This is a genomic window from Haloarcula sp. Atlit-7R, from assembly GCF_003666065.1.
In the GTDB taxonomy this organism is placed as follows: Archaea; Halobacteriota; Halobacteria; order Halobacteriales; family Haloarculaceae; genus Haloarcula; species Haloarcula taiwanensis.
Genome location: NZ_QXIK01000005.1, coordinates 77304 through 90956 on the forward strand (window position 1 = coordinate 77304; position 13653 = coordinate 90956).

19 protein-coding genes and 1 tRNA gene are annotated in these 13653 nt (G+C 62.0%); 13 read left to right on the plus strand and 7 right to left on the minus strand.

Annotation, left to right across the window (positions count from 1 at the left end):
• Positions 1-60 precede the first annotated feature (60 nt).
• On the plus strand, positions 61-1545 hold the full coding sequence (gene guaB, locus D3D01_RS12195) for an IMP dehydrogenase (protein WP_101349968.1): 1485 nt from the start codon (positions 61-63) through the stop codon (positions 1543-1545).
• 185 nt (positions 1546-1730) lie between these two features.
• On the opposite strand, the gene D3D01_RS12200 is transcribed toward guaB, so the two are convergent.
• A complete protein-coding gene (locus D3D01_RS12200) occupies positions 1731-1955 on the minus strand; it encodes a hypothetical protein (protein WP_101349967.1) in 225 nt (74 codons plus the stop codon).
• An 87-nt stretch (positions 1956-2042) separates the two neighbouring features.
• On the opposite strand from D3D01_RS12200, the gene D3D01_RS12205 reads away from it, so the two are divergent.
• Positions 2043-2483: a GNAT family N-acetyltransferase gene (locus D3D01_RS12205; RefSeq protein ID WP_121512368.1), complete on the plus strand. Its 441-nt coding sequence runs from the start codon at positions 2043-2045 to the stop codon at positions 2481-2483.
• Between the two features lie 122 nt (positions 2484-2605).
• Here the strand turns inward: D3D01_RS12205 and D3D01_RS12210 are convergent.
• Positions 2606-2679: transfer RNA gene (locus D3D01_RS12210), tRNA-Lys, on the minus strand.
• A gap of 251 nt (positions 2680-2930) precedes the next feature.
• On the opposite strand from D3D01_RS12210, the gene D3D01_RS12215 reads away from it, so the two are divergent.
• On the plus strand, positions 2931-4397 hold the full coding sequence (locus D3D01_RS12215) for a DHH family phosphoesterase (RefSeq protein ID WP_101349965.1): 1467 nt from the start codon (positions 2931-2933) through the stop codon (positions 4395-4397).
• Here D3D01_RS12215 and D3D01_RS12220 read toward each other — a convergent pair.
• The gene (locus tag D3D01_RS12220) at positions 4394-4693 is read right to left on the minus strand and encodes a PRC-barrel domain-containing protein (RefSeq protein WP_101351430.1); all 300 of its coding nucleotides are present in this window, start codon (positions 4691-4693) and stop codon (positions 4394-4396) included. The genes D3D01_RS12215 and D3D01_RS12220 overlap by 4 nt on opposite strands.
• 204 nt (positions 4694-4897) lie before the next feature.
• On the opposite strand from D3D01_RS12220, the gene D3D01_RS12225 reads away from it, so the two are divergent.
• Positions 4898-5353: a redoxin domain-containing protein gene (locus D3D01_RS12225; protein ID WP_121512369.1), complete on the plus strand. Its 456-nt coding sequence runs from the start codon at positions 4898-4900 to the stop codon at positions 5351-5353.
• Here D3D01_RS12225 and D3D01_RS12230 read toward each other — a convergent pair whose 3' ends face one another.
• Positions 5354-5893 carry a GNAT family N-acetyltransferase gene (locus D3D01_RS12230; RefSeq protein ID WP_121512370.1) on the minus strand — a complete coding sequence of 180 codons (540 nt, stop codon included), beginning with the start codon at positions 5891-5893 and terminating at the stop codon, positions 5354-5356.
• 55 nt (positions 5894-5948) lie between these two features.
• Entirely contained in the window at positions 5949-6467 is a 519-nt protein-coding gene (locus tag D3D01_RS12235; RefSeq protein ID WP_101351429.1) for a GNAT family N-acetyltransferase, read from the minus strand.
• Between the two features lie 117 nt (positions 6468-6584).
• Here D3D01_RS12235 and nth point away from each other — a divergent pair, with 117 nt between their 5' ends.
• Positions 6585-7268: an endonuclease III gene (gene nth / locus D3D01_RS12240; protein WP_121512371.1), complete on the plus strand. Its 684-nt coding sequence runs from the start codon at positions 6585-6587 to the stop codon at positions 7266-7268.
• 16 nt (positions 7269-7284) lie between these two features.
• Here the strand turns inward: nth and D3D01_RS12245 are convergent, their stop codons facing one another.
• Complete coding sequence (locus D3D01_RS12245; RefSeq protein ID WP_121512372.1) at positions 7285-7791, minus strand: universal stress protein; 507 nt, start codon at positions 7789-7791, stop codon at positions 7285-7287.
• A gap of 90 nt (positions 7792-7881) precedes the next feature.
• Entirely contained in the window at positions 7882-8364 is a 483-nt protein-coding gene (locus D3D01_RS12250) for a hypothetical protein (protein WP_121512373.1), read from the minus strand.
• Between the two features lie 87 nt (positions 8365-8451).
• Between D3D01_RS12250 and D3D01_RS12255 the strand changes: the two genes are divergently transcribed.
• The 8 genes from D3D01_RS12255 (at position 8452) to D3D01_RS12290 (ending at position 13650) form a co-directional block, all read left to right on the plus strand.
• Positions 8452-9375: a hypothetical protein gene (locus D3D01_RS12255; protein ID WP_121512374.1), complete on the plus strand. Its 924-nt coding sequence runs from the start codon at positions 8452-8454 to the stop codon at positions 9373-9375.
• A 64-nt stretch (positions 9376-9439) separates the two neighbouring features.
• Positions 9440-10096 carry a halocyanin domain-containing protein gene (locus D3D01_RS12260; RefSeq protein WP_101349958.1) on the plus strand — a complete coding sequence of 219 codons (657 nt, stop codon included), beginning with the start codon at positions 9440-9442 and terminating at the stop codon, positions 10094-10096.
• Entirely contained in the window at positions 10096-10515 is a 420-nt protein-coding gene (locus D3D01_RS12265) for a hypothetical protein (RefSeq protein ID WP_101349957.1), read from the plus strand. Before D3D01_RS12260 ends, D3D01_RS12265 begins: the two co-directional genes overlap by 1 nt.
• A gap of 1 nt (position 10516) precedes the next feature.
• The gene (locus tag D3D01_RS12270) at positions 10517-11383 is read left to right on the plus strand and encodes a ubiquinol-cytochrome c reductase iron-sulfur subunit (RefSeq protein ID WP_121512375.1); all 867 of its coding nucleotides are present in this window, start codon (positions 10517-10519) and stop codon (positions 11381-11383) included.
• 3 nt (positions 11384-11386) lie between these two features.
• Positions 11387-12190: a cytochrome bc complex cytochrome b subunit gene (locus D3D01_RS12275; protein ID WP_058996093.1), complete on the plus strand. Its 804-nt coding sequence runs from the start codon at positions 11387-11389 to the stop codon at positions 12188-12190.
• Positions 12191-12194: 4 nt separating this feature from the next.
• Positions 12195-12959 (plus strand): cytochrome bc complex cytochrome b subunit, encoded by a 765-nt coding sequence (locus D3D01_RS12280; RefSeq protein ID WP_053968070.1) that lies wholly within the window; start codon positions 12195-12197, stop codon positions 12957-12959.
• 111 nt (positions 12960-13070) lie between these two features.
• Entirely contained in the window at positions 13071-13370 is a 300-nt protein-coding gene (locus D3D01_RS12285) for a hypothetical protein (RefSeq protein WP_101349955.1), read from the plus strand.
• 10 nt (positions 13371-13380) lie between these two features.
• Positions 13381-13650 carry a hypothetical protein gene (locus D3D01_RS12290; RefSeq protein ID WP_004517812.1) on the plus strand — a complete coding sequence of 90 codons (270 nt, stop codon included), beginning with the start codon at positions 13381-13383 and terminating at the stop codon, positions 13648-13650.
• Positions 13651-13653: the final 3 nt, after the last annotated feature.

A 13653-nucleotide genomic window follows, 5' to 3' on the forward strand; every position in this document is an offset into this window, starting at 1 on the left:
CGAACCCCACGTAGCGCCGAGTCTCGCAACGCTTTTGCCGGGCCGTCGTGGACGATTTACATGGCGAACGATTCCGAGCCTTTCTCAGAGAAGCTGCGAGTACCGGAGGCGCTGACGTTCGACGACGTACTCCTCAGACCCAAGGAGTCTCGCGTCGAACCAGACGAGGCAGACACGACGACGCGGGTCTCGAAGTCGGTCGAACTGACCGTCCCTGTCCTCTCCGCGGCGATGGACACCGTCACCGAGAGTGACATGGCGATCGCGATGGCGCGGCAGGGCGGTATCGGTGTCCTCCACCGCAACATGAACGCCGACCAGATGGCGACCGAAATCGAGCGGGTCAAACGCGCCGACGAACTCATTATCCGCGACGTCGTGACAGCCAGCCCGAACCAGACCGTGCGCGAGGTCGACGAGATGATGGAACGGGAGGGCGTTTCTGGCGCGCCGGTCGTCGACGACGACAGCGGCGAAGTGCTTGGCATAATCTCCGGGACTGACATCCGCCCGTACCTCGAAGTCGGGGAGGACGACGCCGTCACGGACGCGATGACCGACGAAGTCGTCACCGCCCCCGAAGACGTGACGCCCCGCGAAGCGCTGGAGCTGATGTACGACCACAAGATCGAGCGCGTCCCCATCGTCGACGGCGAGAACCGACTCGTCGGGCTGGTCACGATGCAGGGCATCCTCCAGCGTCGCGAGTACGACCAGGCCGCCCGCGATCACGACGGCTCGCTCCGCTGTGGCGCGGCTGTCGGCCCCTTCGAGATGGACCGCGCGCAGGTCGCGGACGAGGCTGGCGCCGATATCCTGTTCATCGACTGTGCGCACGCCCACAACGCGAACGTCATCGAGAGCGCCCGCGAGATTAAGGCCGAAGTCGACGCCGACGTGGTCGTCGGCAATATCGGGACCCGGGAGGCCGCCGAGGCCGTCGTCGACTTCGCCGACGGCGTCAAGGTGGGAATCGGTCCCGGTTCTATCTGTACGACTCGCGTGGTCACGGGTTCGGGAATGCCTCAGATCACTGCCGTCGCGCAGGTCGCCGACGTGGCGAGCCAGCACGACGTGCCGGTCATCGCCGACGGCGGCATCCGCTACTCCGGGGACGCCATCAAGGCCATCGCCGCCGGCGCGGACGCGGTCATGCTCGGCTCGTACTTCGCCGGCACCGACGAGGCCCCGGGCCGCGTCATCACGATGAACGGCAAGAAGTACAAGCAGTACCGCGGGATGGGCAGCGTCGGCGCGATGAACGAAGGCGGCGGCGACCGCTATCTCAAGGACGACGAGGAGGGCGAAGAGTTCGTCCCCGAGGGTGTCGAGGCCGCGACGCCGTACAAGGGCTCGCTGGCCTCCGAACTCCACCAGCTCGTCGGCGGGATGCAGTCCGGGATGGGCTATGTCGGGGCCGAGACGATTCCCGAGTTCAAGCAACGTGCCGAGTTCGTGCGGGTCTCTGCCGCGGGACAGCAGGAGAGTCACCCACACGACGTGATGATTACGGACGAAGCACCCAACTACAGCCCCGACAGCTAAGGAAAAGCCCGCAGTCGACTACGACGCGGTTTCGCAGACCGGACTACACGCTTCTTTCTGTGCCGCATTCGCGTCGGGGTACGCTTTGAACGACTCACCACAACTCGAACACTCGAACGTATCGAAGTCGGACATAGCGACCCGCTGTACTCGCGCCGCGGAAAAAATTATTTCGGGATTGGCGGTCAGTCGTAGTAGTCTTCGTCCAGCGGCAGCTCCGTCCCGGACGACGTGACTTTGTCGACGGTCGTCTCCAGACGGAGTGTCTCGCTGCACTCGGGGCAGATGACCGCCACGTCGACCTGTAGAGCGTCATCGGCGTCGTAGATTCCCAGGACCTCCGCGTCAGAGGCGTACAGATACTCCGCCGACAGTTCGTGCTCGTGGTCACGAGCGTAGTCGTACGTCATGCATGCCCGCTACACCCGGGTCTGTGTTGATGGTTTCGGCGGTTCTCAGTAACAGCACATACAGGGGACCCGCTCGAACCTGCGGCCATGAGTGACTTAGAAGTCGAGGTCGGCACCTGGGAGACGTTCGCAGATGCAGCAACTGCCGTTCGAAAGGCGGTGTTCGTCGAGGAACAGGGTGTTTCTGAGGCGGAAGAACTCGACGGGAACGACTCGGACGCCGTTCAGTTTCTGGCCTGTGACGGCGAGTATCCAGTCGGCACTGCCCGGCTCCGGTTTCCTGAACCCACGGTCGGCAAGGTCGAGCGGGTCGCGGTCCGCGAGCCCTATCGGGACGATGGCGTCGGGACAGCACTGATGCGAGCCGTCGAAGACGCCGCGCGGAACGACGGCGCAACAGTGCTCAAACTTCACGCACAGACTCGCGTCGAGCCGTTTTATGCACAACTCGGCTACGAGACAGTTAGTGACGAATTCGAGGAAGCAGGCATCCCACACGTCAAGATGCGAAAGCGGCTGAATGGCTGACGTGCCCGTCTGACAGGCCGGAAGGGATTTGAACCACCTGCACATCGCTCATTGACACTCGCTCGTGCCGTCATTCAAATTCCTTCTGGAGTTTTCACTGCTTACCGTCGTTCGCGGGAAAACGGGCCGGAAGGGATTTGAACCCTCGACCGACGGCTTAAGAGGCCGTCGCTCTGCCAGACTGAGCTACCGGCCCAGTGCACTCATTGCTCTGGACGGCCTGGTAAAATAGGTTTTCATTCGAACGCCTCGTGTCGGTCGGTCTCACGCTTCTTGCACACAACACTCGGCTAGCGGCGATTGACTGTGGTAAGAACCGGGGCACGCCTCTGACGGTTCTGAACGACGGGTGACGGCCTCTCAGGCCAGCCTGTCTGGTGGACGTTCCCAGTTATTGGGGAAATAGCTGGCATTAAAGAGGCTTGACGCCAAGCGATACAGACACTAATGAGCACAGCCAGCGGCATCACGATGGCCTCTATGTCGACCTACGCCATCCTCGGGTGTGGGAGTGTTGGCCACGCCGTGGCGGAGGAACTCGTCGAGGAGGGGAAAGACGTACTCATCCTCGACGCGGACGAGGGGCGAGTCGAGGCGCTCCGTGATCAGGATCTCAACGCACAGCAAGCCGACATCTGCGAGACTGACGTCGCTCAGACAGTTGCCGACCGCGACGTGGTTCTCATCATGTCCCCGGACGTGAACGCCAACGCCGAAGCAGTCCAAAACATCCGCGAGTCCGGCGGCGAACAGTTCATCGTCGCTCGCGCCGACGACCCGGTGTCGGCCGACGACCTTACTGAACTTGGTGCCGATATAGTCATCAACCCTTCCGCGGTCATCGCGGACTCTGCGCTCCGGGCGCTCGAAACGGGCGAACTTGAGTACAAGGCCTCACAGCTGGGCGATGTCATCGACGGGACCGAAGAGCGTATGGCGATTCTGATTCACCGGTCGCCGGACCCGGACTCCATCGCCTCGGCCGCCGCGTTGCGGGCCATCGCCGCGAGCCGCGATGTCGAGGCTGACATCATCTACGAGGGGGAAATCGGTCACCAGGAGAACCGCGCGTTCGTCAATCTCCTCGGTATCGAACTGACATCGAACGAGGATGTCGACCTCGACGAGTACGATACGTTCGCGCTGGTGGACGTTGCCAAGGGCGGCGAACCGGCTATCGACTCGGTCGACATCGTCGTCGACCACTACGAGCACGAACACGAACTGGAACACGACGCCACCTTCTCCGACATCCGGCCGAACATCTCGGCCACGTCGACGATTCTGACGAAGTATATCCAGGAGCTGGACCTCAATCTCGACCAGAGTGTCGCCACGGCGCTGCTGTACGGAATCCGCGCCGAAACGCTGGATTTCAAGCGGGACACGACGCCGGCGGACCTGACCGCCGCGGCGTACCTGTACCCGTTCGCCGACCACGACACCCTCGAACAGGTCGAGTCGCCGTCGATGAGTCCGGAAACCCTCGACGTGCTCGCCGAAGCGATCCGGAACCGCGAGGTCCAGGGGAGCCACCTCGTTTCCAACGCCGGGTTCATCCGGGACCGCGACGCGCTAGCGCAGGCAGCCCAGCACCTCCTGAATCTGGAAGGCATCACGACCACAGCGGTGTTCGCCATCGCCGACGACACCATCTACCTCGCCGCGCGCTCGAAGGACATCCGGATGAACATCGGGAAGGTGCTGTCGGACGCGTTCGGCGGGATGGGCGAGACTGCGGGCCACTCCACCGACGCCAGCGTCGAGATACCACTGGGCATCTTCACCGGCCTGGATACGAGCGACGACAACAGAGACACCCTGCTAGAACTCACTGAAGAAGCAGTCAAGCGGAAACTGTTCGAAGCGATGGGTGTCGATAGTTCCAGTAGCGAGAGTTCGAACGGCAACTAGGCGGGAACTTCTTCTTCTTCGTCGCCGGCCTCGGGCTGACGGAGCCGTTCGACGATATCGCTGACGATGATGACATCGCCGACGGCCTGGACCCACCGGTACGGAATAATGACGCCGCGTGCCGCGTTCACTTCTTCGTCAAATAGCTCCGTGTTAAGCTGGTGGAGTGCCAGCCCTGTCACTTCCTTGCGGTCGAGTTCCAGCCGGAGGTCTTCGACTTCGCCGACAAACACGCCGTTTTTCGAATACACCTCGCGACCCACGAGGGCTGTAATCTCCTGTGGCAGATTCTCCATTCCCATACGACGGTGGTTGGTCGGACGGGTTATAAAGCTTCTTTGCGACTGAAACATCCGTCATGCGGGGCGTCACTCACACGCAGTCCGTTCGAAACCCGACCGTCGGGCTGCTCCCATCGCGCCGATAGCGCTGCCTCCACACGGGGAGCGGTCGCTTGGTCAGGCCACGGAACTTTTGTCCCGCACTCCCGTTCGCTCAGTATGCTCTCGCCCGGTGACCCTGCCCCCGATTTCGATCTGCAAGGGACCGCTGACAGGGGTGTTGGTGCCTATCGACTGTCGGCTGCGACGAACCGCGCGCCGGCGGTTGTGGCGTTCGTTCCCAGTGACGACCCCGATTCACAGACTCTCCTCACCGAGTTAGCCCAGACAGACTGGGCGAGCGTAGCGGATGCCGTGGCTGTCTTCGGCGTTCTCGCGGCAGATATCGACGACTGCCGGTCGCTCGCGGCATCGCTATCGCTTCCCTATCCGTTACTGGCCGACACCCACGGCGTCGCTGCTCAGTTCGGTGTCCGAATGCAGGACGGCCACGGGCAGCGAGCGGTGTTCGTTGTCGACCAGCGATGTCGTGTTCAGGCGGCGACTGTGGTCGACGACACCGACGGGGCCGGGTCGGCTCTCGACACGGTCCTGCGTGGCCTTGCCGAGCTGTAGCTACGCACCGCGGTTCAGTTCGCCCTCTAACAGACCGTAGATGTACACGTCTTCGTAGCGGCCGTCGCGGAACCAGTGGTCCCGCATCGTCCCCTCTCGCTGGAACCCGGTCTTTTCGAGCACGCGCTGGGAGCCTTCGTTGCCGGCGAAGACCTTCGCGTACACCCGATGAAACCGCCGCTCCTGAAAGGCGTACTCGGTGATCGTCCGGGCGGCGTCGGTCGCGTAGCCGTTGCCCCACGCGTCCGGCGTGAGCCAGTAGCCGAGTTCGGCCATTCCGATCCGGTCTGTGACGTCGTTCAGCCCGATGATGCCGACCGCCTCGCCGCCGACACAGACGAGCAGATGCACGTCATCAGTCTCGCCGCTGGCGACGGATTCGACCCACTCGCGTTCTGCCTGTTCGGAGATCGGCTCTGTGGCCGAGAGGCCGTGTCTGACATCCGGGTCGTTGACCGTCTCTTGCAGGAACTCGACATCTTCGTCTTCGACCGTTCGGAGCGCTACTGTTTCGCCCCGGAGGAATGTTGGTCCGGGCATACACGAACCGACGAGGGGGTACTGAAAGAAGCTTCGGTAGGTGTGTGAGTGTATTTCAGGCCGTCCACTCGTCAGCGAGCAGGCCATACTCCAGCAAGTCGACGTACTCGCCGTCAACGAAGGCGTGGTCGCGCCGTCGTCCCTCCTGCTGGAACCCCACCTTTTCGAGCACACGCGCAGAAGCCGGGTTGGTGGCGTAGCAGTCCGCACCGAGTTTGTTCAACCGCAGTTCTTGAAACGCATACTGTGCGAGACAGTCGACAGCATCGGTGGCGTAGCCGTTGCCCCAGTGATCCGGACGGATCGAGTACCCGAGTATACCAACCCCCCACTGATGGCGGTCTTCGTGAAGCAGACACGACCCGACCGGCTCATCGTCTACACAGACAACAAAGTGCGTATCGGCATCGCGACTATCGAAATCTTCGGCGGCAGACTCGGAAAGTGGCTCGTAGAACCCGATGTTCTGCCGAACCTGCGGCTCGTTGAATAGGCGCTGGAGCAGGTCGCTGTCGGTTGCTTGCTGTGGATGAAGCGTCACCCGGTCGCCGTGGAGAAACACTGGACCTGGCATGTGTGACTCCACTCGCAACTGATACAAGGGTGTTACCGTAGTCTGTGAGGCGACACCATACAAATACGACCCGGCGGAAAGCGACACGGAGAAGGGGGCCCAGCACTGCCCTGCGGTATGGGAACGCCGCTGGAGTCACGCGAGGAACAGGCAACGGAGGTCGTCGACCGTCTCCACGAGGAATACCCCGATTCAGCTATCTCGCTGAACTACAGCAACCGGCTGGAACTGCTGATTGCCGTCGTCCTCTCGGCACAGTGCACTGACGAACGAGTCAACGAAGTCACAGCGGACCTGTTCGAGAAGTACCAGAGCGCCGAAGACTACGCCGCGGCCTCCGAGGAGCAACTCGCCGAGGACATCTACGGCATCACGTTCCACAACAACAAGGGCGGCTATCTTCAGGGAATCGGAGAACTTCTGACAGACGAACACGGCGGCGAGGTCCCGGACACGATGTCCGCCCTCACTGACCTCCCGGGCGTGGGCCGCAAGACGGCGAATGTCGTCCTCCAGCACGGCCACGACATCGTCGAGGGAATCGTCGTCGACACGCACGTCCAACGCCTGTCACGACGGCTGGGCCTTACGGACCAGGAGCGCCCGGAAACTATTGAGCAGGATCTGCTCAACGTGGTACCCGAAGACGAGTGGCAGCAGTTCACACACTTGCTCATCGACCACGGACGAGCGGTGTGCGGGGCGCGTTCGGCGGACTGCGATGCGTGCGTACTCGCGGATGTCTGTCCCTCTGAAAAGGGCGACAGCGAGGTCGACCTTGCCACCGGCGAGGCGTGGTAGCCGCGTGCCGAACGGCTCAGTTTTCGCCGTCACCGAGACGTGCAATGAGCACAGGCACGTCGGACGTTCGAACAACCTTTTCAGCGACGCTGCCGAGTAGATACCGCTCGATTCCCGTCCGGCCGTGGGTTCCCATCACGATGAGATCGATGTCGTTCTCGGAGGCGTAGTCGAGGATCGCGCTGTGCGGTGGGCCGCGTTCTACAGCGGTGACGGTATCGACGCCGTCGACCTCGTCCGCCGCAGCCTCGACGATTGCCTGCGCTCGCTCCTGCAGTGACGATTCGATGTTGTGCTCTTCGCCGACCATCCCCGGCTCCGACGCGTCGTGTTCCTCCGCAATCATGCCGGTCGTCGCTCCCTCCGGCCCGGCGGAGGTCATCCCGATGTGTGGCGACGACGTATCGAGCACGGTCATGATGTGTAACGTCGCGTCGTGCGCCTCGGCGAGATTCCGTGCGTGTGCCAGCGCGGCTGCTGCTCCGTCACTCCCGTCTGTCGGAAAGAGAATGTGTTCGTACATTGGAACCACAGCTAGCGATGGACATGCAATGCTAATGAAACATCTAGCCTGTTCGCAGAGGCCGAGAATGAGGCCCGCTGTCAGCGACACTTACGCGACGTACCGGAGAGCGTACCGGACGATGCCGACCAGATACGCCAGCAGCCAGAAGATCACGTAGCCGAACACGCCGATACGGAGCCGTGAGCGCCAGTGGCTGAACGTCTCGTCGCCGATTTCGTCCAGTAACAGGTCTTCGTCGTACTCGTTGTAGAGGTCATGTTCCCGCTTTGCACGGAAAATGCGGACGATGCCCGTTCCACCGAAGGCAAGCAACGCGTAGGCTTGGAGCCCGAGCATCGCGTGAACAGCGGACAGCCCACCGAGCTGATCCGGCAGGCGCGGGATCATCCAGACCACCATCGGGACAGTGGTCAACACCAGCCCCGTCGTGACGAACTTCAGATGATGCACGAGCACGTCCCAGGTGACTGGCTCTGTCTCGATGATGTAGTACGCGCCGTACAGGAAACAGGGGAGGCTGAGGCTTACCGACAGTAACACGACTGTGGCCACGAGGCCGTCCGACACCATGGGTCGACCTAGGGACAGTGCTCGCTAAAGACTGCCGGATGCAGAAGGTCAGAACTTGTAAGCCGTCGCGGTCCGTACACCCGAGCAATGGCCGACCCGGACTCGACGTCTCCCACGGAGGACGAGCGCGGGAACACCCCTGCGGACGCAGTAACTGCCGAGCCAGAACCCGGCGAGCCCGGGGCCGAGGGCGACGGCGGTGAGACGGCCGAAGACGGCGAGTCGGGTGACGACAGTGAGCCGGACGAAGAGCTCGACACGGAGGCGCTCCGAAAGCAGGTCGAAGAAAAGTACGACTTCGACAACTTCGGCCCGGCGGATATGGCCGAGATGACCGCCGAGGAGTGGGACGTTGCCTTCGACGAGGACTCCTGGATCACCGGCGACGAACTCCTCGACCGGGTCGCTCGGGACCTGCGAAACCGCGTCGCAAACCGCGACGTGTTCGCCCGTATCGAACGCCACCGGGACCCACCGCGAGTGCTTGCGTACTCTGATGAGGGCTACGCGGTCGTCTATCCCGATGGAAGTCTCGAAGGCGAGGGGACCGTCATGCGTGACGTAAAGCCCACAGTCGCCCTGTGTTCCATGGATTCCTACAACGTACCTGAGAACGTCCCCGACCGGCCCCTTCCCCAGCCGGACGAGGTCCCCGAGGGTGGCGGCGAACTCGGGAACTGGATGCTGCAGGCGATTGCTGGGGCACAGTTTTTGGCCGGGATTGCACTCCTGGGGGGCGCAGTACTCGCGACCGCTGGCGTCATCGGCAACAGAGGAACCAGTATCGCGCTGTTGGTCGTGGCTGGCGTCGCTTTCATCGGCGTTTCGCTCGTCCTCTTTTTCACCGTCGCAAACGCACGACTCTCCGATACCTTCCGCTCCGAGGAGTACAGAGACAGACTGCGTGCCATCGGGCTTGAGGACGGCGAACGACCGGAGTTCGTCCCGGAGCTTGACCCGCAGAATTCGGGGTCTGAAGCGGGGGCTGACGAAACTGACGAAGCCGGGTAATGACGGTTCCTGCGGGTGGTATTCGGTGGGTTTATACAAACTCAGTCCTGATTCTACAGTGTATATGAACAGACGGGAGTTCGTCCGGACAGCAGGGGGGGCCGCCGGTGCTGCGGCGACCCTCAGCGCCACCGGCGCTGCCGCCGCACAGGAGGAAGGCGGTGACGGTGCGAAAACCGTCCCGGACTACGGCGGTTTCCTAGATTCGGTCGGGAACTTCGACGGGTCGACCGTCGATGCGACCGGGCAGGACACAGTAACTGTCGAGGTCGGCGTGCAGGCCAACGGCGGCGCGTACGGGTTTGGTCCGCCAGCTGTCCACGTGGACAACGGCGCAACCGTCCAGTTCGAATGGACGGGCAACGGCGGCGGCCACAACGTCGTCTCGGACGGCGACGGACCACTGGACTCCGGAAGTACGACGTCCAGCGCCGGCGTCAACTACGAGCATACCTTCGAAGAGGACGGCATTTACCCGTACCTCTGTGTCCCCCACGAGGGACTCAACATGAAGGGCGCAATCGTCGTCGGCGAAGAGTACCCGACACAGACAATCGGTGGCGGTGGTCCGGTCGAAGTCGACCCGCACTACGCCGGCGTCCCGATCCAGCCCCACTTCGTCGGATTTGGCGCTGGACTCGCAGTTATCATCCCGCTGATATTCACCTTCTTCCAGTTGAAGTACGGCGAATCGCCCCACACTAGCGGAGGGAACAACTAATGGCATCCGAAGGTTCCACCTACGGCGACATTCACCGCTACGAGCCGCCGCGTGAGAGCACAGCGGCGGCCGTTGGTATCGTCCTCCTGACGATCATTCAGGTCGCCCTTGTCGGGCTGTTCACGTACGGCATGATTGCCGGATGGGCGTCCGGTATCGGGACAACGCTGACCGTCCGCCTCATTGAGGCCAATATGTTCATGGGCGGCGTGTTGACAGCGATATTCATCGATCTGGCGTTCATCATGTTGCTGTACCGCAAGGAGTTCCTCCCAGACGTGATGATCGTCAAGAAGCGCCGTCGCAAGTGGGAAGACCTCTATATCCGTCAGGAAGACGTCGACGGCACGACGATGGCGGACGGCGACAAGCTTGCAGAGACATTCAAACGCGCAGTGTACCCATACTACAAGAAATAATATGCCACTTGATGAAGACAAATATCCGGCTGAAACAGGCCGTCGTCGCTTCGTAAAGGGCGTCGTCGGGAGTGCAGCACTCTCCAGCGTCGGTGTCGGTGGCGCCGCAGCCGTCGACGCGACGACAGACGCCGCCGGCGAAGGTGGCGGGACGACCCCGTTCGTCGCCGTCGAGAACACCGCCGGACCGGCCCCGCGAGGGATGCCGATCATCCCTATCGAGATCAACGGTGGCGAGATCAGTGGCCTCTGGCCGGAGTACGACGAGAACGCCGGCGCAGCCGTCGCACCGGACTTCGGCGGGAGCGGCATCGACTACTCCTCGCAGTGGTTCCAGTACTGTGGTATTCAGAGCACCGCAGCCATCTATCCGCAATCCGACCGGAACAGTACGTTCCTCAACGACACTGGGACCTTCTCTTGGCAAGGGGAGTACGAATCCGGCAAACCACTCACGGTCGACATGTTCGACGACTACAAGGAATGGGGCAACGGCATCGGTGACCCCGGTGTCGGAAAGCCTGCGAGCGTCGTCTGGCGGACCAACAGCGACGGAAAGAACGGCGCTCCGGTGCAGATAATCCGATCAGTCGAAGTCGAGAAGATGGCCAACGGCGAGGGCGAGTACGGAGACCTTCCCGGAAACGTCCAGTCATTCATTTCAGAGGCGACTGATCAAGGCTTCATCGCCTGGCTGAACAAATGTACACACTTCTGCTGTGTGCCGGGATTCAAGACGCAGGAAGGGAGTGCAAACTTCGGCGGCGCAAACTCTATTTACTGTCAGTGCCACCAATCAGTGTACGACCCGTTCAGTCCCGTGCAATCGACGTTCGTGGCGCTGCCACGCCCACCACAGACGGAATAATCAATGAGTCTCGAACGCAAAGACGAACACGATCACAAAGGCTGGATGGAATCGCGCGAGCTGACGCCGATCGAATCGGTGTACCTGACCGTGCTTATCTGGCTCGACCGACGGCTGCGCGTCGTTGACTACCTTGAGATTCTCGAAGATCTCTACTACAAGGTCAACATGCAGATGCCGAAGAGCCACACGGAGCAGTACAACCTCGACAACAAGTTCTGGTACTGGTACCCGCTGTACGCACTCGGGTCGTTCTCGACAGTTGCGTACATCGTTGCCGCGATATCCGGCGCGCTACTTGGCTTCTACTACGCCCCGGCCGCCGCGGCTGCCGACGGGTCACCGACGGTCGCGTACGACTCGGTGATGCTCATCATGGGCCAGCTCAACCTCGGCTACTTCCTGCGCTCGGTCCACCGCTGGGCCGCCCAGATTATGGTCGCTGCCGTGTTCCTCCACATGCTTCGTGTGTACTTCACCGGGGCATACAAGGAACCGCGCGAGCTGAACTGGCTCATCGGCATCGTCCTCATCTCGTTGACGCTGGTGTTCGGATACACCGGCTACCTGCTGCCGTGGAGCCAGCTCTCGTTCTGGGCCGGCCAGATCGGCGTCGAGATGTCCCTTTCCATCCCGCTCATCGGTGAGTGGGTCGCACAGCTGATGTTCGGCGGGTTCACGCTTTCGCAGGCCACGCTACAGCGGATGTACATCCTGCACGTGTTCTTCCTGCCGTTCATCACGACTGCCATCATCGCGGTCCACATCGGCATCGTCTGGATGCAGGGGATCGCTGAACCACACTAATACTATGAGCGACAACGACACAGACGACGTTCGCACGGACGGTTCCGGCACCGGTATCGTTTCGCCGGACGACGAGACTCCCGCATGGTCCGAGCGAAAGGAACGGACACAGGGGCTCTCCCGGCTGACGTATGAGTACTTCGAACGGGCACGCCGCGAGGACCAGGACCTCCGCCAGCAGTCGGACTACGTCGAGCGTGACGTGCTCGCGTTCCCGGCCTGGCCCCACGAGATGATGCGCAACATCGCGCTGACGTCCTTCTTCGTGGGCATGATCCTGTTCGTCTCGGCGACACTGCCCCCGGAGATGCCGAACCCGGCGAACTCCAGTGTGACGCCGGCGATTATCCTGCCGGACTGGTATCTCTACTGGTCCTTTGGCCTGCTCAAGCTCGGTCCGCTGAACCCCGACCTGAGCATCCTCGGCGGCTCGAAGCTCATGGCCGACCGAACCTACGGTGTGTTGGCAAACGTCGTCGTCGTCGGCTTCGTCGCCATCGTCCCCTTCCTGAACAAGGGGTCCGCGCGCCGCCCCGTCGAGCAGCCCTTCTGGGCCGCGGTCGGGATGTCCGGCGTCATCTTCAGCCTGACCATCGCCGCACTGTCCATCAAGAACCTCGTTCCGATGGACTCGCACCTGCTGTTTGACCTGACGTTCCTCGTCCCCATCGTCAGCGCGACGATCACCTACGCGGTGCTCAAGACGATGCGCGAGGGCTACATGTTCGACCTCAACCGTCGGTACTACCGGCTGCGACCGCCGAAGTAACCGACTCGGCCAGTTTCTCCGTCGTTTCTTTGCATCCGCCGCTCAGTTCCACCGCAAGCGTAGTGACTTCGTCTCGCCGCAGTAAAGTGGCTCCCGTCCGTAGTAGTAGCGATGACAGAGGACCAGCCAGCGGGGACTGAAGACGGTTCGGACCGGCGGGATGTCGTGGTCCCGCTGCGCGTGTACAAGGCTGTGACGGTGTTCTCGACGCTGTTTGCGGTGATAAGCGTCGTCGCCGGATTCATCCTCGTCGACGTGGCGACACAGCGGGCCTCAGCGCCGGCCTCGGAGATTGACGTGCCGGTCGGCATCGCCGGAATCGCGTGCATTCTCGCTGGCACAGTCGTGTACGCGTTCTCGACGCGGTTCCGTACCGAGGAAATGGGAAAGTCTAAAGACGACGCTACCTAACGTTCGGATAATGGCTGACGAGTTCATGAAGGGGTTCGCGTGCCTCATGGTCGGCGGACTGGGTTGGATGACCATCAAGGGATGGTACAACACGCCGAGTTTCGAAGGGGCACAGCTCACTGGCGAACTTACTATCGAGGAACCGACCACGTTCGACCAGATCGCCCTGTTCATGGGCGACGCGTTCTTCTGGTTCGCAGTGCTGGGCGCACTGACCTTCTGGGTCGTGCTCCCGCTGATCAGCGAATTCCAGGCGTACCTCAACGAGCGGTCGGCATAACAG

Coding starts and splice junctions, on each gene's coding strand:
- D3D01_RS12220 (WP_101351430.1), bottom strand. CDS start 4,693: ATGGAGAATCTGCCACAGGAGATTACAGCCCTCGTGGGTCGCGAGGTG.
- D3D01_RS12285 (WP_101349955.1), top strand. CDS start 13,071: ATGACAGAGGACCAGCCAGCGGGGACTGAAGACGGTTCGGACCGGCGG.
- D3D01_RS12235 (WP_101351429.1), bottom strand. CDS start 6,467: ATGCCAGGTCCAGTGTTTCTCCACGGCGACCGGGTGACGCTTCATCCA.
- D3D01_RS12230 (WP_121512370.1), bottom strand. CDS start 5,893: ATGCCCGGACCAACATTCCTCCGGGGCGAAACAGTAGCGCTCCGAACG.
- D3D01_RS12280 (WP_053968070.1), top strand. CDS start 12,195: ATGAGCGACAACGACACAGACGACGTTCGCACGGACGGTTCCGGCACC.
- D3D01_RS12260 (WP_101349958.1), top strand. CDS start 9,440: ATGAACAGACGGGAGTTCGTCCGGACAGCAGGGGGGGCCGCCGGTGCT.
- D3D01_RS12205 (WP_121512368.1), top strand. CDS start 2,043: ATGAGTGACTTAGAAGTCGAGGTCGGCACCTGGGAGACGTTCGCAGAT.
- D3D01_RS12275 (WP_058996093.1), top strand. CDS start 11,387: ATGAGTCTCGAACGCAAAGACGAACACGATCACAAAGGCTGGATGGAA.
- D3D01_RS12290 (WP_004517812.1), top strand. CDS start 13,381: ATGGCTGACGAGTTCATGAAGGGGTTCGCGTGCCTCATGGTCGGCGGA.
- guaB (WP_101349968.1), top strand. CDS start 61: ATGGCGAACGATTCCGAGCCTTTCTCAGAGAAGCTGCGAGTACCGGAG.
- nth (WP_121512371.1), top strand. CDS start 6,585: ATGGGAACGCCGCTGGAGTCACGCGAGGAACAGGCAACGGAGGTCGTC.
- D3D01_RS12255 (WP_121512374.1), top strand. CDS start 8,452: ATGGCCGACCCGGACTCGACGTCTCCCACGGAGGACGAGCGCGGGAAC.
- D3D01_RS12270 (WP_121512375.1), top strand. CDS start 10,517: ATGCCACTTGATGAAGACAAATATCCGGCTGAAACAGGCCGTCGTCGC.
- D3D01_RS12245 (WP_121512372.1), bottom strand. CDS start 7,791: ATGTACGAACACATTCTCTTTCCGACAGACGGGAGTGACGGAGCAGCA.
- D3D01_RS12200 (WP_101349967.1), bottom strand. CDS start 1,955: ATGACGTACGACTACGCTCGTGACCACGAGCACGAACTGTCGGCGGAG.
- D3D01_RS12250 (WP_121512373.1), bottom strand. CDS start 8,364: ATGGTGTCGGACGGCCTCGTGGCCACAGTCGTGTTACTGTCGGTAAGC.
- D3D01_RS12215 (WP_101349965.1), top strand. CDS start 2,931: ATGAGCACAGCCAGCGGCATCACGATGGCCTCTATGTCGACCTACGCC.
- D3D01_RS12225 (WP_121512369.1), top strand. CDS start 4,898: ATGCTCTCGCCCGGTGACCCTGCCCCCGATTTCGATCTGCAAGGGACC.
- D3D01_RS12265 (WP_101349957.1), top strand. CDS start 10,096: ATGGCATCCGAAGGTTCCACCTACGGCGACATTCACCGCTACGAGCCG.